The organism is Pectobacterium betavasculorum, assembly GCF_000749845.1.
GTDB classification, from domain to species: domain Bacteria; phylum Pseudomonadota; class Gammaproteobacteria; order Enterobacterales; family Enterobacteriaceae; genus Pectobacterium; species Pectobacterium betavasculorum.
The window spans coordinates 16,745-40,232 of the sequence record NZ_JQHM01000017.1 but is presented as its reverse complement, the minus strand read 5'-3'; the positions used below and the strand labels follow the sequence as shown (position 1 = coordinate 40,232).

Genomic DNA, 23,488 nt, shown 5'->3' with positions numbered 1-23,488 from the left:
CAAATATTTGAGGGTTCAGTAACATGGCCCCCTAATTATGTTATTTACCTATCAATTCACAGCGAAACGACAGTGGCACAAAGAGACTACGTGAGCCGGGGACGTTCATCAGGAACGCGTCGGAAAACGACAAATAGCCGAAAAAAAGGCAAAGCTTCAGGTGCGTCCAAAACGATGATTGCGCTCGCTGTTGCCGTTTTGGTCACCTTCGCGGGCGGTCTGTACTTTATCGCCCATAATAAACCCGAAGACTCCCCCGTCCTGCCGCATCAGAACACGGGCAAAGGTAATGGGCTGCCCCCCAAACCGGAAGAACGTTGGCGTTACATCAAAGAGCTGGAAAATCGTCAGTTGGGCGTTACGACACCAACGGAACCTTCAGCAGGTGGAGAGATCCGGTCACCGGTACAGTTGACAGATGAACAGCGCCAGCTGTTGGAACAGATGCAGTCTGATATGCGGCGTCAGCCAACACAGCTTTCCGAGGTGCCGTATAACGACCAGACTCAGGTTCCGCGCTCTCAGGTGACGATCAAGCCGCCGACGCAATCGATGCAACAGCAGCCTGTTGTGACGACCCAGCCTGCAACGCGTGCACCAGTCGTTACGCAAACGACGCCTGTTGTTCCAAGGCAAGACATTCCAAGACAAGAAACACCAAAACAGGAAGCACCGAAGCAACAGCCGGTCAAACAGCCTGAAGCGCCAAAAGCCGAAAAAACCCAGCGCTGGGCGATCCAATGTGGCTCCTTCAAAACCATGGACCCTGCCGAATCAGTGAGGGCACAGTTGGCGTTTGCCGGTATCGAAAGCCGCATCACCTCTAACGGTGGCTGGAACCGCATTATGCTGGGGCCTTACAACAACCGCGCTGCCGCAGATAGCATGATCCAACGTCTTAAGGGCGCGGGCGCATCAAACTGTATTCCTCTTGCCAGCGGGGGTTGAAAAACCCCACGCTTTCCCCCATCTATAACAGCAATGTGCCCCGAATCATGCGGGGGTCTTTTTCTTCAAACGGGGACTGACTCGTGACAACAATTGTAAGCGTACGCCGCAACGGCCAAGTGGTCATTGGCGGTGATGGACAAGCCACTCTGGGCAACACCGTGATGAAAGGCAACGTGCGTAAAGTACGTCGTCTCTACCATGACCGCGTTATCGCCGGTTTCGCAGGCGGTACGGCGGATGCCTTTACCCTTTTTGAGCTTTTTGAGCGCAAACTGGAATTGCATCAGGGTCATCTGGTGAAAGCGGCCGTCGAGCTGGCTAAAGATTGGCGTACTGACCGAATGTTACGCAAACTGGAAGCGTTGCTAGCCGTCGCGGACGAAAATGCCTCGCTGATCATTACCGGTAACGGCGATGTCGTGCAGCCTGAAAACGATCTGATCGCTATTGGTTCCGGCGGTCCTTATGCACAGGCAGCAGCTCGTGCTTTACTGGAAAATACCGAACTGGGTGCCCGTGATATCGTCGAGAAATCTCTGGGGATCGCTGGCGATATCTGTATCTACACCAACCAGTTCCACACGATAGAAGAATTAGCCTCCAAGGCGTAAGGATCAACTATGTCTGAAATGACCCCGCGCGAGATAGTCAGCGAACTCGACAGCTATATCATCGGCCAACATAAAGCGAAACGTGCCGTGTCCATCGCGCTGCGTAACCGCTGGCGCCGTATGCAGTTGGACGAAGCACTCCGTCATGAAGTGACGCCTAAAAACATTCTCATGATCGGCCCGACTGGCGTAGGTAAAACCGAAATCGCTCGCCGTCTGGCAAAGCTCGCCAATGCGCCGTTCATCAAAGTGGAAGCAACCAAATTCACCGAAGTTGGCTACGTAGGTAAAGAAGTTGACTCCATCATTCGCGATCTGACGGATTCCGCGATAAAAATGGTGCGCCTCCAGTCCATCGAAAAAAATCGCTTCCGTGCGGAAGAGATGGCGGAAGAGCGTATTCTGGATGTACTGATTCCTCCGGCGAAAAACAACTGGGGACAGGCGGAAAGCACGCAAGAGCCTTCCGCTGCACGTCAGGCATTCCGCAAGAAACTGCGTGAAGGCCAGTTGGACGACAAAGAGATCGAGATCGATCTGGCTGCCGCCCCCGTTGGCGTAGAGATCATGGCGCCGCCAGGCATGGAAGAGATGACCAATCAGCTACAGTCCATGTTCCAGAATCTGGCAGGACAGAAGCAGAAAGCCCGTAAGGTCAAAATTAAAGATGCTTTCAAGCTGCTGATAGAAGAAGAAGCCGCCAAGCTGGTAAACCCGGAAGAGCTGAAACAGCAGGCGATTGAAGCCGTTGAGCAGCACGGTATCGTGTTCATCGACGAGATTGACAAAATCTGTAAGCGCGGCGAAAGCTCAGGCCCGGATGTTTCCCGTGAAGGCGTTCAGCGCGACCTGCTGCCGCTGGTTGAAGGCTGCACCGTATCGACCAAGCATGGTATGGTCAAAACTGACCACATCCTGTTTATCGCGTCCGGCGCGTTCCAGGTTGCCAGCCCGTCCGATCTGATTCCAGAGTTGCAGGGACGTCTGCCGATCCGTGTGGAATTACAGGCGCTAACGACGGAAGATTTCGAGCGCATCCTGACAGAACCGAGTGCCTCGCTGACCGAACAGTATAAAGCGTTGATGGCAACGGAGGGCGTGGATATTTCATTCACCGCCGATGGTATCCGTCGCATTGCCGAAGCGGCCTGGCAGGTGAACGAAAGCACCGAGAATATCGGCGCGCGCCGTCTGCACACCGTGATGGAGCGTTTGATCGAAGATGTTTCTTACGACGCCAGCGAAATGAACGGCCAAAGCGTTACCATTGACGCAGATTACGTACGTAATCATCTGGATGAATTAGTAGCAGATGAAGATCTGAGTCGATTTATCTTATAATCCGTTTTCGCGGATCGCACTATTAACGATAAAGTGGGAGGCGTAGGCCTCCCACTTTTGTTTCTGACGCCGCCATCACTGACTTTTTTTGTTTATAAACGGATGATTCACGCAATTGAATCGTCAATAAAATTGAAGCACACCATGACCTTATCGACCCATAGCAGCAAAACCAAAGCCTGGCTGGATAGTCTACGTCCAAAAACGTTGCCATTGGCTTTTGCGTCCATCGTCACCGGCTCGGCGATCGCGAGCTGGCATAGCAGTTTTAAACCGGGCGTAGCATTACTGGCATTGTTGACCGCCGGACTGCTGCAAATCCTTTCCAATCTTGCGAACGACTATGGGGATGCGATAAAAGGTAGCGATACCAAGGAACGTATCGGGCCGTTGCGCGGCATCCAGACTGGTGTCATTACACTGTTGCAACTGCGCAATGCGCTGATCGTAACCGTGATACTCACCATCATTTCTGGTGTGAGTCTGGTCATTCTGGCATGTGAAAAGCCAGCGGATATCTTCGGTTTTCTGATTCTGGGACTGTTGGCTATTTTCGCCGCCATCACCTATACCGTCGGTAATAAACCCTATGGCTACATCGGGCTCGGCGATATCTCGGTGTTGATCTTTTTCGGCTGGCTCAGCGTCGCCGGGTCGTACTACCTGCAAACCGGCCACTTCGACAGCATCGTGATGCTGCCCGCGACAGCCTGCGGTTTGTTGGCGACAGCGGTACTGAATATCAACAACCTGCGCGATATCGACAACGATCGTGTCAGTGGAAAAAACACGCTGGCGGTGCGTCTTGGCGCGGAAAAAGCACGCTTCTACCATACGATGCTACTGCTGCTGGCACCGGTGTGTCTCGGTCTGTTTGCGACGTTTTATCTGCACAGTCTGGCGGGCTGGCTGTTTGTTCTGGCACTCCCGCTGCTGATTCAACAGGCGCGCTATGTGCTGCGTGAAACCAGCGCGTTCAGTATGCGTCCGATGCTGGAAAAAACAGTGAAAGGCGCGTTGCTGACTAACATTTTGTTCGCCGTTGGCGTGATATTGAGTTAGTGCAGGTAAAGTGAGCGCGGGCGAAAAGCGGCGCTCATTTACTGATGCGCATCAAGTTAACATTTGATGATTTTGCCAACAGCGGCCAGAAAGGGATATACTCATGATTCCGGCGGCAACCTGACGTTAATCCTATGAAATACGATACTTCCGAACTGTGCGATATCTACCACGAAGAGGTGAATGTTGTTGAGCCTCTGTTCTCCAACTTTGGCGGGCGTACTTCATTTGGTGGCAAAATCACCACGGTGAAATGTTTTGAGGATAACGGCCTGCTTTTCGACCTCCTTGAAGAAAACGGCCTCGGGCGCGTACTTGTGATCGATGGTGGAGGATCAGTGCGCAGCGCGTTGATCAACGCCGAAATCGCCCGGCTGGCGACCCAAAACGAGTGGGAAGGCATTGTCGTATATGGTGCCGTGCGTCAGGTTGACGATTTGGCGGAGCTGGATATCGGTATTCAGGCGATGGCAGCGATTCCGGTCGGCGCAGGTAGCGAAGGCATCGGCGAAAGCGACATTCGCGTCAACTTCGGCGGCGTAACCTTCTTCTCCGGTGACCATCTGTATGCCGATAATACAGGCATTATTCTGTCGGAAGATCCGCTGGATATTGAATAATATCGTTGAATTGTCAGGGATTGATGGCGTCGAGCGATGATAATGGGTAGATCGTAAAGACGCGGTAAATACATCCCTGTACGCTCGAGCCGCGCAGATAGGAATCTCATCCCTGAGATTCCCCCTTTCAGAGCCGTCGCAAGCGACGTTCAAAAACGTTCCTGACGTTTTTGTCCCTGGCGCGGACGCTTTACTCTTCTATCCCATTATCACCGTTCTACTTCAGTGAAACAGGCTTCTCAGGCTGTCAAAAGTCCTATTAGACTTCTTCCATTTTGCCTAACAGCGCACGCAGGCGCTCTTGCCACACCACTTGCTCTTCTTTCAACTGTTCGTTCTCGCGCACCAGCGCTTCACGTGAACCCGCTGCCGCCTGAACATCCTGCGACAGCGTGTTGTTCTGCTCTTTCAGCTCTTCAATTTCCATTTGCAACAACGTGATGGTATCAATCGCTTGCTGAACTTTCGCTTCCAGCTTTTCAAACACTTCAAATGACATTCTTCAAACCCCTTTTAATCGCAACAAGGCAAAGATCGGTTAACGCTGGCTTTCGGACTCTGTAACCAACACTCACGGTGTCGCGTCATCCGCCCGCAAACATAGTCCTGACCGCGGGACGGCTGGCAAGACAGACCATAACGAAATTGTATGTAGCCAATGGCCCCCTGTCTAGCGCACGTCCCCCACTACGCGAGTGTCGCAGCTTTTCTTACTTAACACTATCAGTACAAACTGAAAAACGGGCAATACAAACCAAAAAACAAGCGATTCAAACTGCAAACGCCCCCGTTCGCTTCCCCGTTACGTCTATTGTGTTAATAAATTTAACCTGAGCGTTACTATCACCCATGAACGAAAAACCACTACGAGTCATTTTATAAGCGAATACGCTCATTTTTTTGACACGCAACACACATTTTAATTTCGATATTTCTCGTTTTCGCTCATTAACGATAAATTCACATCATAAATACATTTAAAACAGAGGATGCCGCCAGACGGTATCCTTAGGCCTACCACTCTGTACGTTACCCAGCAGGAAAAAAATTATGAGCCAAGCAGAACGTTCAACGCTAAGAGGCCAGTGCATCGCCGAATTTCTCGGCACTGGCCTGCTGATTTTCTTCGGTGTCGGCTGCGTCGCCGCATTGAAACTGGCGGGAGCCAGCTTCGGACAGTGGGAGATCAGCATCATTTGGGGTCTGGGGGTTGCGATGGCAATCTATCTGACCGCAGCCATTTCCGGTGCTCACCTCAACCCAGCCGTCACTATCGCCCTGTGGCTGTTTGCCTGTTTCGATGGACGCAAGGTTCTGCCTTACATTGTGGCGCAGATTGCAGGGGCATTTTGTGCCGCCGCACTGGTCTACGGGCTGTATTACAATCTGTTCGTAGATTTTGAACAAACCAACAATATGGTGCGCGGCAGTACGGAAAGCCTGAGCTTAGCGAGCATTTTCTCGACGTATCCGAATCCGCACATTTCCGTTATGCAGGCGCTGCTGGTTGAGACCGTCATCACCGCGATTCTGATGTGCCTGATTCTGGCACTGACCGATGATGGTAATGGAATCCCACGCGGGCCGCTTGCTCCCCTGCTGATCGGTATTCTGATTGCCGTTATCGGTGCATCCATGGGGCCGCTGACTGGCTTTGCCCTCAACCCAGCGCGTGACTTTGGCCCTAAGCTGTTCGCTTTTCTAGCGGGCTGGGGCAACGTCGCCTTTACCGGCGCACGCGAAATCCCTTACTTCCTGGTTCCTATTTTTGGCCCCATCATTGGTGCCTGTCTGGGTGCCTTCGGTTATCGCGCACTGATTGGCCGTAATCTGCCATGCGATGTATGCGAACCCGAGGCAGAAGCTACCACGCGTCGTGAAAGCCGTTAAACTTAACGCCACGACCATCCTATTTCACGGTTAATCATTACAGGATTGGATTTATGAACCCGGAAAAAAAATACATTGTCGCTATCGACCAAGGCACAACCAGTTCCCGCGCTGTCGTACTGGATCACGATGCGAATATCGTTAGTGTTTCACAGCGTGAATTCACCCAGATTTATCCAAAGGCGGGCTGGGTCGAGCATGACCCGATGGAAATTTGGGCGACGCAAAGCTCAACGTTGGTCGAAGTGCTAGCGAAAGCCGATATCAGCGCGGATGAAGTCGCGGGTATTGGTATCACCAACCAGCGTGAAACCACCGTCGTATGGGAAAAAGAGAGCGGCAAGCCGATTTATAACGCCATCGTCTGGCAGTGCCGCCGTACCGCTGAAATTTGCGAGAAGCTAAAGAAAGACGGTCTGGAAGAGTACGTTCGCAATACCACCGGACTGGTAGTCGATCCCTACTTCTCTGGCACCAAGGTGAAATGGATTCTGGATCACGTTGAAGGCTCCCGTGAACGCGCCAAACGCGGCGAACTGCTGTTTGGTACCGTCGATACCTGGCTGATTTGGAAAATGACGCAAGGGCGTGTTCACGTAACGGATTACACCAATGCTTCCCGCACCATGCTGTTTAATATTCATACGCTGGAATGGGATACCCGTATGCTGGAAGCGCTGGATATCCCGCGCGAGATGCTGCCAGAAGTACGCGGCTCTTCAGAGGTTTACGGTCAGACCAACATCGGCGGTAAAGGCGGCACGCGTATTCCTATCGCCGGTATCGCAGGCGACCAGCAGGCGGCGTTGTACGGCCAGCTCTGCGTCAGCCCTGGACAAGCGAAAAATACCTATGGCACGGGCTGCTTCCTGCTGATGAATACCGGTAAAGAAGCGGTGCAGTCCAAACACGGTCTGCTGACCACCATCGCCTGCGGCCCACGCGGCGAAGTGAACTACGCGCTGGAAGGCTCCGTGTTCGTTGGCGGTGCATCCATCCAGTGGCTACGTGACGAGCTGAAGCTAATTGGCGACTCCATGGATTCCGAGTACTTCGCGACGAAAGTGAAGGACACCAACGGCGTCTATGTTGTACCCGCTTTCACCGGCTTGGGCGCTCCTTACTGGGACCCGTATGCCCGTGGCGCGATCTTCGGCCTGACTCGTGGCGTGAATGCTAACCACATCATTCGTGCAACGCTGGAATCCATCGCCTTCCAGACCCGTGACGTGCTGGATGCTATGCAGGCAGATGCTGATACGCGGCTGAAATCATTGCGTGTTGACGGTGGCGCAGTCGCCAACAACTTCCTGATGCAATTCCAGTCCGACATCCTCGGCACGCGCGTGGAACGCCCGGAAGTACGTGAATCCACCGCACTGGGTGCCGCTTTCCTGGCTGGCCTTGCCACTGGCTTCTGGAACGATCTGGATGAAGTGAAGAGCAAAGCGACTATTGAGCGTGAATTTCGTCCCAGCATCGAAACCGTGGAGCGTAACGTTCGCTACAGCGGCTGGCAGAAAGCCGTTGCCCGCGCCCGTAACTGGGAAGATCACGACGCGTAACCCCCCTATCGGGCGCGCCTGTCGCGCCCGATTTTTCCGCATCACTTAACCGCTGCCCTTCCCCGTTGTGATAAAATCCTATTCCATATCCTAATGTTGATCGTTTAAGAACCGAGATACCCGGGGCGACCACGGGAACTGGGCGAGTAAATTCAGGCTTAAATGGCTAACATGAGGCGACTCCCTCCCGATCGACAACAGACAGGTATTTATGAAACGTGAATTAGCCATTGAGTTCTCTCGCGTCACCGAAGCAGCCGCGCTGGCAGGCTATAAGTGGTTAGGTCGTGGCGATAAAAACGCCGCCGATAATGCCGCCGTACAGGCGATGCGGATTATGCTGAATCAGGTCAATATCAACGGTCAAATTGTCATCGGCGAAGGGGAAATCGACGAAGCGCCCATGCTATTCATCGGTGAAGAAGTCGGTACCGGTCAGGGCGATGCCGTTGATATTGCTGTCGATCCGATTGAAGGCACACGGATGACAGCGATGGGTCAGGCGAATGCGCTGGCCGTACTGGCCGTCGGCGAAAAAGGTGCGTTTCTGCACGCGCCAGACATGTACATGGAGAAGCTAATCGTCGGCCCCGAAGCGAAAGGCTCGATTGACCTCAACCTGCCGCTGGCGGACAACCTGCGCAATGTCGCACTAAAGCTGGGTAAACCGCTCAGCCAATTAACCGTGACAACGCTGGCTAAACCGCGCCACGATGCCTGCATCGCGGAAATGCAACAACTGGGAGTGAAAGTGTTCGCGATTCCAGACGGCGACGTAGCCGCATCCATTCTCACCTGCATGCCGGACAGTGAAGTTGACGTGCTGTACGGCATTGGCGGCGCGCCAGAAGGCGTCATCTCGGCGGCCGTTATCCGTGCGCTTGACGGCGACATGCAGGGGCGTTTGCTGGCTCGTCATCAGGTCAAAGGAGATAGCGCTGAAAACCGCCGTATCGGTGAAGATGAGCTGGCACGCTGCCAGCAAATGGGCATCGAAGCCGGTGGCGTCCTCAAGCTTGATGACATGGCGCGTAACGACAACGTGATTTTCTCCGCGACCGGCATAACCAAAGGTGACTTGCTGGAGGGAATCGCACGTAAAGGCAACATGGCCACCACAGAAACACTGTTGATCCGCGGTAAATCTCGCACGATCCGCCGGATTAAATCGACGCACTATCTGGATCGTAAGGATCGCAAGCTACACGAGTTCCTGCTGTAGCAAGTACAGCCCAACTGACTGATTGTTTCACAATTGTTAATAAATAGCGTATCTTAGATGCACGACTTACGTGTACAAATAGTGGTATCGATACTCTGGATAATTCGAGTTGCAGGCAGGCGGCAATCGCGCGCGTCCCCAGGAGCTTACTGAAGTAAGTGACTGGGGTGAGTAAGAACAAATTGGCTTAGCCAATTTGAACGCCGCTTGCGGCGACCCCTCAGGGCGAGGCTCAGAGATGAGCCGAGTATTGCCAACGTACATACCGCTTGAAGTATGACGGGAATAACGCAAGCAACAGGAGCAGAAAAATATGGCTGAATGGGTGACAGGCAAAGTGGTTCAGGTGGAAAACTGGACGGAAAGTCTGTTTAGCATTCGGGTTCACGCGCCCATCGATTCATTCACTGCCGGGCAGTATGGCAAGCTGGCGCTGGAGATTGAGGGTGAAAAAGTGCAACGCGCGTATTCGTACGTGAATGCCCCCAGCGATCCTACGTTTGAGTTCTATCTGGTGACCGTGCCGGAAGGCAAACTTAGCCCTCATCTGCATGCCATGCAGCCCGGTTCGGAAATCATGATTGTCAAAGAGGCTGCCGGATTTTTCGTGCTGGAAGAGATTCCTGATTGTGAAACGTTGTGGATGCTGGCAACTGGCACAGGCATCGGCCCTTACCTGTCGATCCTTCAGGAAGGCAAGGATCTGGAGCGTTTTAAGAACATCGTGCTGGTTCACGCCGCCCGGTTCTCACGCGACCTGAGCTATCTACCGCTGATGCAGCAGTTACAGCAGCGCTACCACGGCAAACTGCATATTCAAACGGTGGTCAGCCGAGAAGAGGAACCTGGTTCGCTAACAGGCCGTATTCCTACGTTGATCAGCAACGGCGCACTGGAAGCCGCCGTGGGCTTACCGATGGATACCGCCACCAGTCATGTCATGCTGTGCGGTAACCCACAGATGGTACGTGATACTCAACTGTTGCTGAAAGAAGAGCGGCAGATGACCAAGCACCTGCGTCGCAGACCCGGTCATATGACCGCCGAGAACTATTGGTAAGCAACACGCGTTGCTCAGCGGCGGAAGCGAAATGGCTCCGCCTCTGCGCCAAACCGATTTTCCCCTTTTGTTCCCAGAAAAACACCGCAGTCGAGCAACGTCATCACGATAATCAGGATCGGCAAGAAACGGCCAATGCCCCACTGCCAGATGGCAGAAAACATGTACCAATTCCCTGAGGCCAGTATCCACGCCACCACTAACAGCAGCGCCCACCAACCGCTTTTGTTACGGTCGTGCAGCCGTTTCACCATCATCGCCGCTGTCGGCCACAGCAGTACCACCAAACCAAACGCCGTCAATTGCGTATCCAGCCAACTTTGACCAGAAAGCGTAAACAATACCGCCATCAGCGCCACCCAAATAGCCATCCAAAGCCAGAAATCACGACGGCCAATACGGCCTTTAAATGAGAAGCACCATTGCTGTAATGTCATTAACGATAACGCCCTGAATGATTAGCCTGTCTGGCCGAATGAATCTGTATTTTAGTCTGAGCGATTTTACCTCAACCAAGATGGTTACCTGCAACCTTTACGCGATTTTTGACAACTTCGTACTATTTTTTGACAGGCCCGTGCGATTTCGGGCAACAGTGCACTATTTTTGACAACGACATACAAATGCCGCTTTAATCAAACGTATTCTGCCGTTATCGGCCTGGACATCTTCTGAAGTGGCTGACCCGAATCCCTATGACACGAAAACGCATCGCTTCACTTTTAGTTTTATCATCGCTGGTGCTCTACCAGACTCATGCGGGAGCCGATCCGACGTTTCCTCCCAAGACATCAGCCAATGCACCATACCTGTTGGCCGGAGCCCCAACCTTCGATCAAACCATCATGCAATTCCGTTCTCGCTACAACTTGAGCAACCCCACGCTGCCGATCGGTGAATTTCGGGTGGTCGATATCGGCAATAACATCAGCATGTTGACCCGTGCCGCCAGCCGGATCAACGAGCATCTCTATGCTTCAACCGCACTGGAGAAAGGCACAGGAAAAATCAAAACGCTGCAAATCACCTGGCTACCGCAGCCGCAAAGCGAACAAGAAACCGCAGCACGTCGCAAACAGGCCATAGACTATATGGCAGCACTCGCACGCACGTTCGCCCCATCACTGACGGAAGAACAGAGTGTAAAAAAAGTCACCGAATTGCTGGGGAAAGGCAAAGGACAGCGCTTTTACCAGCAAACGGAAGGTGCCTTGCGCTATGTCGTTGCAGATGACGGCGAAAAAGGGCTAACTTTTGCTGTTGAACCGATTAAGCTAACGCTATCTGAACCGTGATCAATGCAGTAATTAATGACGAAAAACAGAGCCACGGTCACATTTCGTCTCTATACTGTGGGCAAGTTATATTGCCTGATAGGCAGTACTGTTTACTTCATTAATGCATTAATGCATTGATTCATTAGCGATTCCGGCTGGAGGAAAAAAGATGCGACATCCATTAGTTATGGGTAACTGGAAGCTGAACGGCAGCACTCACATGGTCAACGAACTGATCGCGGGTCTGCGCAAAGAGCTCAGCACCGTTGACGGCTGCGGTGTAGCGATTGCCCCCCCTGCAATCTACCTCGATCAGGCTAATCACCAACTGGCAGGTAGCCGCATTGCACTGGGCGCGCAGAACGTCGACGTGAACCTTTCTGGTGCTTTCACCGGTGAAACGTCTGCCGACATGCTGAAAGATATCGGCGCAAAATACATCATCATCGGCCACTCTGAGCGCCGCACCTACCATAAAGAAAGCGATGAATTCATTGCGAAGAAATTTGGCGTGCTGAAAGACGCGGGCCTGATTCCGGTGCTGTGCATTGGCGAAACCGAAGCGGAAAACGAAGCAGGCCAGACGGAGGCGGTATGTGCACGTCAGTTGGACGCTGTGCTGAATACGCTGGGCGCAAAAGCCTTTGAAAACACCGTTGTGGCCTATGAACCCGTATGGGCTATCGGTACCGGTAAATCAGCAACCCCAGCACAGGCTCAGGCTGTTCACAAATTCATCCGTGACCACATTGCTAAACAAGATGCTGCTATTGCCGAGCAAGTTATCATTCAGTACGGCGGTTCTGTTAATGCGGCGAATGCCGCAGAGCTGTTCACTCAGCCAGACATCGACGGCGCGCTGGTCGGTGGTGCATCACTGAAAGCCGACGCTTTTGCCGTTATCGTGAAAGCCGCAGCCGACGCTAAACGCGGCTAAGCTTTATCGAAAATGGGCGGCCAAAGGTTCGTCTAATCAAAAAGCCGGTTCACGCTATTGCGCCAACCGGCTTTTTTATGACGGACTCACTGCCGTCGCCCTTCTTTTAAACCGTCAGTTAACGGCTCAATAGCTACTTCACCGCTGGGATTTGCTGCGTAATGCAGTGAATATTTCCCCCGCCCAGCAGGATTTCCCGCGCAGGCACACCGCTAATCACGTAGCCAGGAAACATCTGTTGCAGCAGATCGCGTGCAACGTCATCCGTCTTCTCATCCAGCAGAGGGAAAATGATCTGCTGATTGCTAATCAGGAAATTCACATAAGATCCTGCCAGACGAGAACCGGCAAGGCGCTCAACCGCATCGCCGCTGTCCACACCCTGCGCTTCCTCTTTGGTCGCATAGAGCGGGCCGGGAGCCGGTAGTTTCCAGATTTTCAACTCACGCCCTTGCGCATCGCGCGCGGCCGACAGTACCTCATAGGCCGCGACGGAGCGTGCATACTGCGGATCGTTTTCATCATCCGTCCAGTGCAGCGCGACTTCACCGGGACGCACGAAACAGCACATGTTATCGATATGCCCGTCGGTTTCGTCGTTGTACACGCCCTCTTCCAGCCAGATAATCGTCGAAATACTGAGATAATCACGCATCAGCTGTTCGATTTCGGCTTTACTCAGGTGCGGGTTACGGTTCGGATTGAGCAAGCATTCCGCCGTAGTTAGCAACGTGCCTTCACCATCGACATGGATCGAGCCGCCTTCCAGAATCAGCGGTGCGGCATAGTGCGCAGCCTGATGATAATCCAGCACCTGCACCGCGACTTTCTCATCCTGACGCCAGTCTTCGTACAGACCGCCCAGCTCACCGCCCCAGGCGTTGAACTGCCAGTCGATACCCCGACGCTCACCAGCCTGATTCAGCACGATGGTTGGGCCAGTGTCGCGCATCCAGGCGTCATCGCTCTCCATTTCCACCAGCGTAACATTTACCGGCATTACTTTTTGTGCATCTGCCATGTAGCGTGATGGCACGCCCATGATAACAGGCGTGTTTTGGGCGATGGCTTCCGCCACGCGTGCGAACGTTTTCTGCGCCGGAACGCCCTGCTCGCGCCAGTTGTCAGTACGATATGGCCAGATCATCCACACGGCATCATGCGGTGCCCACTCGGCGGGCATCGCAAAACCATCCTGATGTGGCGTCGTGAGATGAGGAGTTGCTAACTGTGACATCACTTATCTCCGGGTCTTGCCGTCTGAGCTGGCAATGGTGTCGTACATTTCTGGACGACGGTCACGGAACAGGCCCCATGAGGCGCGCTGAGCAGCAATCGCTTCTAAATCAAATTCATGCACCAGAATAGCTTCGTCCGTCTTATTGGCCTGAGCCAACAGCGCACCGGTTTGATCGGCAATGAAAGAAGAACCGTAGAACGTCATTTCCAGACCGTCGATGTATTTACTGGCTTCTGTACCGATGCGGTTAGAGGCAATTACCGGCACCAGATTCGCAGCGGCGTGGCCTTGTTGAACGCGAGTCCAATGCGGCTGGCTGTCGATGTCCGGATAAGCGGGTTCAGAACCAATCGCGGTCGGATAGAAAATCAGCTCTGCGCCCTGCAACGCCAGACTGCGTGCAGTTTCTGGGAACCACTGATCCCAGCAAATGCCCACGCCAATTTTTGCGTAGCGCGTCTGCCAGACTTTAAAGCCAGTGTCGCCAGGAATGAAGAACTGCTTTTCCTGATACGCCGGACCGTTCGGAATGTGGGTTTTGCGGTAAACGTCCAACACGGAACCATCCGCGTCAATCATCACCAGCGAGTTGTAATAGGCGTTATTGGCACGCTCAAAGAAGCTCAACGGCAGCACCACGTTCAGCTCCGCCGCCAGTGCAGAGAAATGCTTAATCAGCGGGCTGGTTTCCAGCTCCTGCGCCAGCGCATAGTGCTCCGGGCTTTGATCGATGCAGAAATACGGTGCGGCAAATAGTTCCTGAATCAGGATAACCTGCGCGCCTTTTGCATGCGCTTGTCGCACCAGTTTTTCAGCGTTTTCGATATTCTTGGGCAGATCCCAGGAACACGCCATTTGTGTTGCGGCAACGGTAACTTTTTTCATGCGAAAACCTCAATAATAACGATATATACCCGCCCTTTTTCACCGGCAAGTATCGGCAATAAGTGTTTCTCTCGGTCACGATTATGCATCGGCATTAACCGGCGCGGCCTTAACGAGTGTCTACTCTAAATAATTCAAGTTTCAGGCAGGCGGCAAGAGAAGGAATCCCGATGAGCTTACTTAAGTAAGTGATTCGGGTGAGTGAACGCAGCCAACGTACATGCAACTTGAAGTATGACGAGTATAGGCCAACACACCTGCGCATACCCAATAGGAATATCCTGTTAAGGTATTGACCGAGAATGACATGCGCATTATGCCAGTTAATGACAGCACTTCACTATGTTGAAAATGAATGATCTCGCGTGGCGAACAGAAAAGAAAAAACCGCCTTTTCCACGGCGGATTCTGTAAAAATCCGTTGAGCGGTAGTAACGGATAGATCGTAAAGACGCTGTAAACACATCCCTGTGCGCTCGGCTTGCGCCATCCCTGGCGCAAACGCTTTACTCTTCTATTCCGTTACTACCGTTTTCGTTCAGCAAAATAAATTTATCAACAGCCTGACTGTCGATGCTAAAAATTAGGAAGGAAGCGATCGCTCAGGCTTCAACGGTATCCGCCTGATGCAGCGCCTGACTGACCGCTTGGCGTTGCTCCAACAAGGCGGTGCTGGTTCGGTCACGCGGATAAGCCAAATTGACCGGTAGAATTGCACTAATCCGACCGGGACGGGGTGACATGACGACCACTCTGTCCGCCAGAAACACGGCCTCTTCCACATCATGCGTCACCAGCAAGATCGTCAAATCCGTTTGTCGGCGAATCTCCGCCAGACGTTCCTGTAACTGCTGTTTGGTCAGCGCATCAAGCGCGCCGAAAGGTTCATCCAGCAAGAGAATGCGCGGCGTCGACACCAGCCCACGGGCGATCGCCACACGCTGTGCCATCCCACCTGACAGTTGATGCGGCCACGCGTCGGCAAAGTCTTCCAACCCCATCATCTGGAGATAATGTGCAATTCGCTGCGCAATTTCGGCAGAAGAAAGATTGAGGTTGAGCATACCGAGGCGAATATTGTCCGTCACGGTAAGCCACGGAAACAGACGCGGCTCCTGAAACACCAGGCTAACCTCGTCGGGAATGCCGCTTACAGGCCGATCGCCAATCAGAATTCGTCCGTGCCCGGTGGTATCAATCCCAGCCGCTAAACGCAGCAGCGTCGATTTACCACAGCCGCTGGTACCAATGACTGCAACCAGTTCGCCAGCATGCAGCGACAAGTCGATGTCCTGTAACACCGTCAGCGGGGCACCGTTGACGATAAAGTGTTTGGTAATGTGCTGAAAATGCAGGGACATCGTTCCTCCGTTAGCCGTCATGCAAAGCGCCAGCGGGTCAGCCGCCGTTCAGACAAGGTAATCAACCGGGAAAATAGTGCGGCCACCACCGCAATCAGCACCACACCGGCCATGATGCGATCGGATTCAAGCAGTTGTTGTGCGCGAATCATCATGCCGCCCAATCCCTCTCCCGACGGCATGAAATACTCGGCGCCAATCGCTCCCGTCCACGCATGCATCAACGCGAGTCGCAGGCCGGAAAACATCGGCGGTAACACGCTGGGCAATATCAGCGTGCGGAGCGTCTGTACTGGTGTTAAACGCAGAACCTGTGCCACTTCCAATAACGCGGGTGGAAGCTGGGCGATTCCCTGACGGGTCGCCAGCATGACGGGAAAGAATGCAGCCACAGCGATAAATACGATTTTCGCGCTCTCGCCTAAACCAAACCAGGCCGTGATCAGCGGTAGCCAGGAAAATAGCGCCACGCAGCGCAACGCGGACAACGCTGGATTAAACAGCCTGTCGGCGATGCGCCAGCCGCCGAGCAACGCACCGACCAGTACACCGATCGCACTCCCCAGCATAAAACCCTGTAGCGCACGCAGCAGACTGGCATTGAGATCGGCCCACAGCCCTCCCTGAATCCCCCCCGCCCAGAGCGCGTCAATCACGCTACTCGGCGCGGGAAGAAAAGCCACGTTCACCCACTCTCGCGCACTGCTTATCTGCCACAGGGCAACCAATATCAATGGCGCTAACCAAGGCGTCAACGACAGGCTCGGCAGTGCATAACTCAGGCTATCGCGCCCGAGCACCGGTGCAGGCCAGTGAATCCAGCGACGCTCCAGCTTCAGCAGCACACGTTCCCCGGCAAACCCCAATATTCCGATGATCAGAATGCAGACGAATACAAAATCCAACATGAACAGCTGGCGGCTTTGTACCAACAGATAGCCCAGCCCTTCGCTGGATGCCAACAGCTCAACCGCAATCAAGGCGACCCATCCGGTAGAAAACGCCAGCCGAACGCCCGTCATCACATAAGGCAACATCGCAGGCAGAATCAGATAGCGCAGGAAGGCAGCCGGTGATAGACGCAGGCTACGCGCCATTTCGTGCAATTTTTGTGGCGTCTGTTGAATACCGGCGCACGTGTAGAGCGTCACCGGCACCGTGACCGATTTCACCAGCACCACCAATTTCAGCGCTTCCCCGATCCCCAGTGACAGCATCAAAAGCGGGATCCAGGCTAACGTCGGGATCTGCGCGATGACGGTAAATAGCGGCATAAACAGCGTATTCAACCGTCGATTCAGACCGAATAGACTGCCCAATACCAGACCCAGCACAATGCCGCCGCTGAAACCAATCACCAGCCGCATCAGGCTGATGGGTAACTGGTGAATCAGCTCTTCAGGAATAAAATCTCGTGCACTATTCACCACCGCCAGCGGCGAAGGCAGGATCTGTTCAGACATCCATCCATGCCAACTCGCAAGCCACCAGCTAGCAAGTACCAGCAGCGGCACGACGAGCGACACGATCAGTGGAATGGCTAGCGCAGAATATCCCTCCGACAACGCAACGGCGGTCAGAGAGGTATCAGGAGCAGAACGTATCCGCAGCGGAGATTTGGGCATCATGATCGTCGGTATCCGCAGTGTTATTTTTGCGTCAGCAGGGAGAGACGGGTAATCCCCGCCTGCTCGACATCGGCCAGCAGCGCAGCAACATCACCGTAATTCGCTTCGTTATCCGCCTGCACCTGCACAACCAGATCCGCATTACCTGCTTTAGCCTGTTGCAGACGTGGTACCAGTTGTTCCCGCGCCAGATTTTCTTTATTGATGAAGAGGCGCTGCTCACCATCAATGCTAATAACGATTGGATCAGTGCGGTCGGCCGGGGCTACTGCCGCCGTTTTTGGTAGCTGAATAGGAATGGCATTGGTCAGCATCGGCGCGGTGACAATGAACACCACCAGCAATACCAGCATGACATCCACGAGCGGTGTGATATTCATTTCACTCATCACATCGTCATCATTACGCGAGGTAAACGCCATCTCAGACCACCTCTCTCAGGTTCTTCACGGAGAAAGCAGCGGACGAGGGTTCCTCACCGGGGTGAAACGTACTGACATGAAAATCGTTCGCCTGCATTACGCTGTAGACATCATGCGCAAAGTCATCCATATCCGCGACGGCCAGCTTGAGACGACGCAAAAAGTAGTTGTAGATCAGCACCGCAGGAACCGCGACAGCAATCCCTATTCCGGTCGCTATCAGCGCATTGCCAATCGGCCCTGCGACAGTGTCGAGACTGGCAGAACCAGAAAGACCGATCTCCTGCAACGCTGCCATAATGCCCCAGACGGTACCAAACAGACCGATAAACGGTGACGTGCTGCCAATACTGGCCAGAACCGCCAGCCCGCTTTCCAACGTACGGCGCTCACGCTGAATCTGCTGTTGCAGCGCGCGCTCAACCCGATCGGGCAGATGAATATTCAGGGCAAGCTGCCCGCTGATTCGCTCCGGCGCTTTGACCGCAGCCAGCGCCAGATTAGCGAGTGAACCGGGCTGTTTTGCGCTGGTTTCTGGCGTCTGGCTGACGTCATCTTGCTGCCAGAAAGCCGCGCGAAAGCGTCGATCGCGCCGCTGCGCACGCCCATATTGGACGAATTTCAGTAGCCCCAGCCCCCAGGTGACGAGAGAAAACAGCAGTAGCAACAGGATCACCGCGCCTTCCGCAGAAAAGAGTTCAATGTGTCCAAGCGTCATAACCAATACCTCATGAGTTCAGCGAAAAATCGACAGGAACAACGACCCAGCCGCTAACCGGCTGACTGCCGCGACGCGCCGGAACAAAAGACCAGCGCAGCACCGTATCTCTGGCGGCCTCATCAAGTGACGGATAGCCGCTTGATTGATGAATCCGAATGGTTTGTACCTTACCGTCGGCACGTACCTGCACGTTCAACAGCACGGTGCCCTCATAACCACGGCTAATCGCCACGTCGGGATAAGACGGTGCGGGATTATGCAGGTAATCGGCATTGGCGAACGGCGGTGTCAACGGTGCGTCAACGGGCTGCGCGACTGCATTTTTCGCCACAGGAGCGGGGGCTATCGGTGTCGTTGCCGATGCAGTTTCTTTCTGGGGCTGCGCCGTCGATTTAGGCGCGGGAGTGCTCTTTTTCACCGGCGTCTTTTTCGGTACTGGTTCAGGTTTTTTCTCCGGCACTTTTTTTTCCAGTACTTTTTTTTCCGGAACCGGGGGCAGCAATGCATTTTCATCCACCTGCGGCTCGGTTATCGTTGGTTCTTCTACCCGTTGCGGCGTTGGCACCTCAGGTTCGGCAACCGGAACAACCTCTTGCTGCACAGGCTCCGCCACCATAGAAACCAGCTCAACGCTGACGGGCTGCGGCCGAGCAGGCACCGTAACGGGCGGCGGCGACGCGGCGTTGAACAATGCCAGCACCCCGGCGTGCAATAACAGCGTCGCTACCACCGCCAGCCAGCGCTCCGGTCGGGACGAGGGCGTCGTCTTCAGATGCGGTAAGCGCTGCTGCGCCGCACCACTAACTCGGCTAGCATGCGGCGCTGGTTCCGGTGAATAAGGCCGGGGTATCGGCACGGCTCCCGCATAGAGTAATTCCGTCATGATGGGTTGCTCCTGACAATATATCTTTAGCGCTCTATTTCACGTTGCAGGTGTCAATGACTATGTCGCCTGAAATAACGTTTTGATAATCGATTCTTCCCGACTATTTAATAAAGTCAACGTATGTATCTGCATATCGATATTCATTTCAATCTTTATTTATTTGATAAGACGATAGCGTTAATAATCGACTTCCACACTAAAGGTAAAAATTGCCACCAGGCTAATGCATAGTTGGAATAGTTTTTTTTCGTTTACTGCATATTGATGAAATAGACGATGAATACTGACTTAGCTATTTACTCAAAATAATAATGCTTTTTTTGTATTAGTCAGTTTATTGCCAAGCCTTTAAATGTGGTGCTGCACACGATATGACGCCGTTCGAAACAGGCGCAATAGCACAATTCCTATTCATCAATTTCATTACTGGCGGGTAAAATAATGACGACATCAGGACGAAAATGGTTAGTAACCAGCTTATTGGCAATGGGGATGGCCTGGTCAGGCATCACCTCCGCGATCACTGAAATTCGTATTGCCGCGCCAGACATTGGCGCGGGCACAAAGCCCAGCGGCGGCGGCCTGCTTGACGTCATCCACAGTCAGAAGCTACTGGAACGCGAGTTTAGTAAAGATGGGATCAGCGTACGTTGGACGTTCATCAAAGGCGCAGGCCCCGTCATCAACGAAGCCTTTGGTAACCATCAGGTCGACGTGGCCTATCTGGGGGATTTAGCCAGTATTATTGGCCGTTCGCGCGGTCTGGATACCCGCGTGATCGCCGTGGCATCACGCGGTATCAATCACTATCTGGCGGTGGCGAAAAGCTCCGGCATTGAGAAAATCCCCGATCTGAAAGGCAAACGCATCGGGCTCTTTCGTGGAACGGCGGGCGAGCTTTCCTTCGTCAGCGCGCTCGATTCTCAGGGTCTGAAGCCCTCTGACGTTAAGCTGATCAATCTCGATTTCGCAGCGGCCAGCGCGGCTTTAGCTGCCGGACAGATTGATGCCACTTGGGGCGGCAGCAATACGCTTTCACTACGGGATAAAGGGCTGGCAGACATTCCGCTATCCAGCCGCGATTTGAACGGTGCGGGCCAGCTAAGCGGCTTCCTGTTGGTGGATGAGAAATTTGCCAAAGGCAACGAAGATATTCTCCGCCGCTTAGTCAAAGTTCAACGAGAAGCGGCAAACTGGGCTAGCGACGATAAAAATAAAGATGAATTTATTCAACTCTTAGCCACCCAGTCGGGTTATCCGGAAAATATATTACGCGTCGAATGGGATACATTGCCGCCATTAACCGAGCGTCTTTCACCTGAATTGGATCCCGCCTTCGTAGAAAAATTAAAACGCGCCGTCACATTAGCCTATGAATCACGCCTTATTCGGCAACCTGTTGATGTCGATAAATGGCTGGATGATTCTTATCTAAAAGCAACACAGTAATTTATTCCCCCCAAATATTATAACCCACGTATTGCCGTGACATTCACGGCAATCGGCAGCGTATTGACGACATTCGGAAGAAGCTATGTATTTTAAAAAACACCAGCAGTATTTAAAAAAACACCAACGCAAAATAACGTCGGGCATTTTAATGAGCTGCGTCTTAACGCTTCCTGCTATAGCGCGAGCAGCCGATACGCAAATCACCACGGATAATGTTTCACGAACCGAGGCAACAACTGCCGCCCCCGTTCAGTTGAAACGCGTGAAAGTGAACGCTCAGCGTGCGACTGCTCAACCGCCGACCACACTGGCATCGGTAATCGACGGCAAAACGCTCGAAGAAGAGCGGATATACCGCTTTGAAGATCTGTCACAGCTCGTGACAGGGCTGGATGTCGATACCGTCGATGTGATGGATACCACCGTGACCATCCGTGGGATTGGCGACGGCGGAGAAAGCGGCACCAACATCGGTATGCCAGGCAGCGTGGGGCTGTTTGTCGATGGCGTCTACTTATCCCGCCCCGGCGTCATCTCTAACGATTTACTGGATATCGACAGCACTCGCGTGTTGAAAGGCCCGCAGGGTGCCGCCTACGGCTTTAATACCACCGGCGGCGCGATTGACATTCGCACCCGCAAACCCACCTTCACGCCCGAATATTCATTGGAGCAATCGTTCGGACAGCGTGGCTATCTGCAATCCAAACTGATGGCCTCTGGGCCGCTCAGCGACCACTGGGCGGGACGCATCAATCTGTCCCGAACCGAACGCGGCGGAAACGTCACGAATATCGAAAACGGCCATAAGCTCGGAGGCAGCACCAATAACGGTGTGCGCGGCCAGTTGCTGTATCAGCCCAATGACAGTTTTAGCCTACGAATTACTGGCGACTACAGCGATTCCACCCAGCGTCCCGTTTCAGTTCTGGTGAGTGCAACCGACGCTTTCCGCACCCGCGCGGAACAGACTGGCCTCAAGGTCGTCGGGGGTCGTCAGGTCGCGATGGATGACGAAAACGTGATTCGCGTTGCACAAGGCGGAGGCTCGGTAGAAGCCAACTGGAAACTAAAGAGCGGTTATAGCGTCAATTCACTGTCATCACTGCGCTATTTCCGTGTGTTACCCAGCACAGCGGATAACTGGAATATTCCGCTCTATCACGACAGCGGCGCTGACGTGCGCGATCGCGTCTGGTCGCAAAGCTTTTGGCTGGACTCACCCAAAGGCAATAAATTCGATTATTCACTGGGCGTCGATTACTGGGGAGAGAACCTCGATACCGAGGCAAACAGTCGTTACTACAACGACAACCGCGTACGGACGTGGGTAGGGAATGGCTATCAGGGCATTAATGTGCAGCGCTTTGGCACATTGGAGGATACCGTTTACTCCGTCTATGGCCGCGGAACCTGGCATGCTGCTGACAAACTGGATGTGATTGTCGGTCTGCGGCAGACCTATGAGAAAAAAGAGGGAACGTTTATCCGCAGGAACCGCGCAAACTTTACCTCTGGCCCACTCTCGCAAACCAACCGCCTGCCTTCTGGCTCCGTCAGTCTGAACTGGTTCGCTGCACCAAATGTCACGCCTTACGTCACGTTAGGCTACGGGGAAAAATCCGGCGGCCTGAACGTGTCATCCGGGGCCGCAAGGCAACTGGGGATCGACTCGCTGTACGTCGATCCAGAGAAAACCCGTTCGGCAGAGTTGGGGGTCAAAACCCACTGGCTACAGCGCAAAGTGGAATGGAATACCGCGCTGTTCTGGAGCGTCGTCGAAGATTTCCAGAACAACGCCTATGACGAAGAAACGGATACCAGCTATCTGATTAACGCCGGGAAATTCCGCTCGCGCGGCGGCGAAACGCAGTTAACGCTGCGCCCCGTTGATGGCCTGAGTATCAGTCTCGCCGGTACTGTTCTGGATACCAGCTACCTGAACTTCCCTAACGCCCGCTGCCCGGCAGAAATCTCCGCCGTCTCATGTGATATGTCGGGAAAACGCGTCTTTAAATCCCCCACGCTGAGCTACAACACGCGCGTGCGCTATCAATGGGATACGCCAAATAACCTGCAAGCCTCGGTTTCCGGTCAATGGTCATGGCGGAGCTGGGCCTACGGCACGCTCGATGATTCCGAGAGCAACCGTATTCCCTCGTATGGCGTCCTGAATCTGTCTAGCGGACTGAGCGGCAAGCAAGGTGACAACCGCTGGAACGTGTCGCTGTGGGTGAAAAACGCGCTGGATAAAAACTATTACCGCTCCGTCAGAGGTTCCAGCGCCACAACGGGCGTGATTGGCGAACCGCGCATGGTCGGGATCTCAGTCGGCTACGATTTCAAGGGCTGATGTC

The 23,488-nt window shown here is 53.5% G+C and carries 22 protein-coding genes; 13 read left to right on the top strand and 9 right to left on the bottom strand.

Annotated features, from left to right (window positions below; all coding sequences use genetic code 11):
- The first annotated feature begins 72 nt into the window (after positions 1-72).
- The 5 genes from ftsN to rraA all read left to right on the top strand — a co-directional run bounded on the left by ftsN (position 73) and on the right by rraA (position 4,585).
- The gene (gene ftsN, locus KP22_RS19115) at positions 73-948 is read left to right on the top strand and encodes a cell division protein FtsN (protein ID WP_072012613.1); all 876 of its coding nucleotides are present in this window, start codon (positions 73-75) and stop codon (positions 946-948) included.
- An 83-nt stretch (positions 949-1,031) separates the two neighbouring features.
- Positions 1,032-1,562 carry an ATP-dependent protease subunit HslV gene (gene hslV, locus KP22_RS19110; RefSeq protein ID WP_005973334.1) on the top strand — a complete coding sequence of 177 codons (531 nt, stop codon included), beginning with the start codon at positions 1,032-1,034 and terminating at the stop codon, positions 1,560-1,562.
- Positions 1,563-1,571: 9 nt separating this feature from the next.
- Entirely contained in the window at positions 1,572-2,903 is a 1,332-nt protein-coding gene (gene hslU, locus KP22_RS19105; protein WP_039307788.1) for an ATP-dependent protease ATPase subunit HslU, read from the top strand.
- Between the two features lie 144 nt (positions 2,904-3,047).
- A complete protein-coding gene (locus KP22_RS19100) occupies positions 3,048-3,965 on the top strand; it encodes a 1,4-dihydroxy-2-naphthoate polyprenyltransferase (RefSeq protein ID WP_039325806.1) in 918 nt (305 codons plus the stop codon).
- A gap of 134 nt (positions 3,966-4,099) precedes the next feature.
- Positions 4,100-4,585 (top strand): ribonuclease E activity regulator RraA, encoded by a 486-nt coding sequence (gene rraA / locus KP22_RS19095; protein WP_039307792.1) that lies wholly within the window; start codon positions 4,100-4,102, stop codon positions 4,583-4,585.
- A 259-nt stretch (positions 4,586-4,844) separates the two neighbouring features.
- Here rraA and zapB read toward each other — a convergent pair whose 3' ends face one another.
- The gene (zapB, locus tag KP22_RS19090; RefSeq protein WP_005973326.1) at positions 4,845-5,084 is read right to left on the bottom strand and encodes a septal ring assembly protein ZapB; all 240 of its coding nucleotides are present in this window, start codon (positions 5,082-5,084) and stop codon (positions 4,845-4,847) included.
- Between the two features lie 551 nt (positions 5,085-5,635).
- Here zapB and KP22_RS19085 point away from each other — a divergent pair.
- The 4 genes from KP22_RS19085 to fpr all read left to right on the top strand — a co-directional run bounded on the left by KP22_RS19085 (position 5,636) and on the right by fpr (position 10,322).
- A complete protein-coding gene (locus tag KP22_RS19085; protein WP_039307796.1) occupies positions 5,636-6,475 on the top strand; it encodes an MIP/aquaporin family protein in 840 nt (279 codons plus the stop codon).
- 53 nt (positions 6,476-6,528) lie between these two features.
- Positions 6,529-8,040 carry a glycerol kinase GlpK gene (glpK, locus tag KP22_RS19080; protein WP_039307799.1) on the top strand — a complete coding sequence of 504 codons (1,512 nt, stop codon included), beginning with the start codon at positions 6,529-6,531 and terminating at the stop codon, positions 8,038-8,040.
- A gap of 211 nt (positions 8,041-8,251) precedes the next feature.
- Complete coding sequence (gene glpX / locus KP22_RS19075; RefSeq protein ID WP_039307800.1) at positions 8,252-9,262, top strand: class II fructose-bisphosphatase; 1,011 nt, start codon at positions 8,252-8,254, stop codon at positions 9,260-9,262.
- Positions 9,263-9,575: 313 nt separating this feature from the next.
- Positions 9,576-10,322, top strand: coding sequence for a ferredoxin--NADP(+) reductase (gene fpr / locus KP22_RS19070; protein WP_039325805.1), 747 nt, complete (start codon positions 9,576-9,578; stop codon positions 10,320-10,322).
- 14 nt (positions 10,323-10,336) lie between these two features.
- Here fpr and KP22_RS19065 read toward each other — a convergent pair whose 3' ends face one another.
- Positions 10,337-10,759, bottom strand: coding sequence for a DUF805 domain-containing protein (locus KP22_RS19065; protein WP_039307805.1), 423 nt, complete (start codon positions 10,757-10,759; stop codon positions 10,337-10,339).
- Positions 10,760-11,017: 258 nt separating this feature from the next.
- Between KP22_RS19065 and KP22_RS19060 the strand changes: the two genes are divergently transcribed.
- Both KP22_RS19060 and tpiA read left to right on the top strand, forming a co-directional pair.
- Positions 11,018-11,617 (top strand): YiiQ family protein, encoded by a 600-nt coding sequence (locus KP22_RS19060; RefSeq protein ID WP_039307807.1) that lies wholly within the window; start codon positions 11,018-11,020, stop codon positions 11,615-11,617.
- 151 nt (positions 11,618-11,768) lie between these two features.
- The gene (gene tpiA, locus KP22_RS19055) at positions 11,769-12,536 is read left to right on the top strand and encodes a triose-phosphate isomerase (protein ID WP_039307810.1); all 768 of its coding nucleotides are present in this window, start codon (positions 11,769-11,771) and stop codon (positions 12,534-12,536) included.
- Positions 12,537-12,669: 133 nt separating this feature from the next.
- Here tpiA and aguA read toward each other — a convergent pair whose 3' ends face one another.
- The 7 genes from aguA to KP22_RS19020 form a co-directional block, all read right to left on the bottom strand.
- Complete coding sequence (gene aguA / locus KP22_RS19050; protein ID WP_039307811.1) at positions 12,670-13,773, bottom strand: agmatine deiminase; 1,104 nt, start codon at positions 13,771-13,773, stop codon at positions 12,670-12,672.
- Positions 13,774-13,776: 3 nt separating this feature from the next.
- A complete protein-coding gene (gene aguB, locus KP22_RS19045) occupies positions 13,777-14,661 on the bottom strand; it encodes an N-carbamoylputrescine amidase (RefSeq protein ID WP_039307814.1) in 885 nt (294 codons plus the stop codon).
- Positions 14,662-15,263: 602 nt separating this feature from the next.
- Positions 15,264-16,022, bottom strand: coding sequence for an ABC transporter ATP-binding protein (locus tag KP22_RS19040; protein WP_039325804.1), 759 nt, complete (start codon positions 16,020-16,022; stop codon positions 15,264-15,266).
- Between the two features lie 17 nt (positions 16,023-16,039).
- Positions 16,040-17,650, bottom strand: coding sequence for an ABC transporter permease (locus tag KP22_RS19035; protein WP_039325802.1), 1,611 nt, complete (start codon positions 17,648-17,650; stop codon positions 16,040-16,042).
- 20 nt (positions 17,651-17,670) lie between these two features.
- A complete protein-coding gene (locus KP22_RS19030) occupies positions 17,671-18,072 on the bottom strand; it encodes an ExbD/TolR family protein (RefSeq protein ID WP_039307823.1) in 402 nt (133 codons plus the stop codon).
- Position 18,073: 1 nt separating this feature from the next.
- Positions 18,074-18,790 carry a MotA/TolQ/ExbB proton channel family protein gene (locus KP22_RS19025; protein ID WP_039307825.1) on the bottom strand — a complete coding sequence of 239 codons (717 nt, stop codon included), beginning with the start codon at positions 18,788-18,790 and terminating at the stop codon, positions 18,074-18,076.
- A gap of 10 nt (positions 18,791-18,800) precedes the next feature.
- Positions 18,801-19,676 carry an energy transducer TonB gene (locus KP22_RS19020; protein ID WP_039325801.1) on the bottom strand — a complete coding sequence of 292 codons (876 nt, stop codon included), beginning with the start codon at positions 19,674-19,676 and terminating at the stop codon, positions 18,801-18,803.
- A gap of 444 nt (positions 19,677-20,120) precedes the next feature.
- Here KP22_RS19020 and KP22_RS19015 point away from each other — a divergent pair, with 444 nt between their 5' ends.
- Together KP22_RS19015 and KP22_RS19010 are read left to right on the top strand one after the other, a co-directional pair.
- Positions 20,121-21,128 (top strand): ABC transporter substrate-binding protein, encoded by a 1,008-nt coding sequence (locus KP22_RS19015; RefSeq protein WP_039325800.1) that lies wholly within the window; start codon positions 20,121-20,123, stop codon positions 21,126-21,128.
- Between the two features lie 85 nt (positions 21,129-21,213).
- Positions 21,214-23,484, top strand: coding sequence for a TonB-dependent receptor (locus KP22_RS19010; RefSeq protein WP_039307833.1), 2,271 nt, complete (start codon positions 21,214-21,216; stop codon positions 23,482-23,484).
- The last annotated feature ends 4 nt before the right edge of the window (positions 23,485-23,488 follow it).

Excerpts from the sequence above, each read along its gene's own strand:
- KP22_RS19100 (WP_039325806.1), top strand. The coding sequence starts at position 3,048 with ATGACCTTATCGACCCATAGCAGCAAAACCAAAGCCTGGCTGGATAGT.
- KP22_RS19035 (WP_039325802.1), bottom strand. The coding sequence starts at position 17,650 with ATGATGCCCAAATCTCCGCTGCGGATACGTTCTGCTCCTGATACCTCT.
- KP22_RS19020 (WP_039325801.1), bottom strand. The coding sequence starts at position 19,676 with ATGACGGAATTACTCTATGCGGGAGCCGTGCCGATACCCCGGCCTTAT.
- KP22_RS19010 (WP_039307833.1), top strand. The coding sequence starts at position 21,214 with ATGTATTTTAAAAAACACCAGCAGTATTTAAAAAAACACCAACGCAAA.
- KP22_RS19040 (WP_039325804.1), bottom strand. The coding sequence starts at position 16,022 with ATGTCCCTGCATTTTCAGCACATTACCAAACACTTTATCGTCAACGGT.
- KP22_RS19015 (WP_039325800.1), top strand. The coding sequence starts at position 20,121 with ATGACGACATCAGGACGAAAATGGTTAGTAACCAGCTTATTGGCAATG.
- aguA (WP_039307811.1), bottom strand. The coding sequence starts at position 13,773 with ATGTCACAGTTAGCAACTCCTCATCTCACGACGCCACATCAGGATGGT.
- tpiA (WP_039307810.1), top strand. The coding sequence starts at position 11,769 with ATGCGACATCCATTAGTTATGGGTAACTGGAAGCTGAACGGCAGCACT.
- rraA (WP_039307792.1), top strand. The coding sequence starts at position 4,100 with ATGAAATACGATACTTCCGAACTGTGCGATATCTACCACGAAGAGGTG.
- KP22_RS19085 (WP_039307796.1), top strand. The coding sequence starts at position 5,636 with ATGAGCCAAGCAGAACGTTCAACGCTAAGAGGCCAGTGCATCGCCGAA.
- zapB (WP_005973326.1), bottom strand. The coding sequence starts at position 5,084 with ATGTCATTTGAAGTGTTTGAAAAGCTGGAAGCGAAAGTTCAGCAAGCG.
- glpX (WP_039307800.1), top strand. The coding sequence starts at position 8,252 with ATGAAACGTGAATTAGCCATTGAGTTCTCTCGCGTCACCGAAGCAGCC.
- glpK (WP_039307799.1), top strand. The coding sequence starts at position 6,529 with ATGAACCCGGAAAAAAAATACATTGTCGCTATCGACCAAGGCACAACC.
- fpr (WP_039325805.1), top strand. The coding sequence starts at position 9,576 with ATGGCTGAATGGGTGACAGGCAAAGTGGTTCAGGTGGAAAACTGGACG.
- KP22_RS19025 (WP_039307825.1), bottom strand. The coding sequence starts at position 18,790 with ATGACGCTTGGACACATTGAACTCTTTTCTGCGGAAGGCGCGGTGATC.
- hslU (WP_039307788.1), top strand. The coding sequence starts at position 1,572 with ATGTCTGAAATGACCCCGCGCGAGATAGTCAGCGAACTCGACAGCTAT.
- aguB (WP_039307814.1), bottom strand. The coding sequence starts at position 14,661 with ATGAAAAAAGTTACCGTTGCCGCAACACAAATGGCGTGTTCCTGGGAT.
- KP22_RS19030 (WP_039307823.1), bottom strand. The coding sequence starts at position 18,072 with ATGGCGTTTACCTCGCGTAATGATGACGATGTGATGAGTGAAATGAAT.
- KP22_RS19060 (WP_039307807.1), top strand. The coding sequence starts at position 11,018 with ATGACACGAAAACGCATCGCTTCACTTTTAGTTTTATCATCGCTGGTG.
- KP22_RS19065 (WP_039307805.1), bottom strand. The coding sequence starts at position 10,759 with ATGACATTACAGCAATGGTGCTTCTCATTTAAAGGCCGTATTGGCCGT.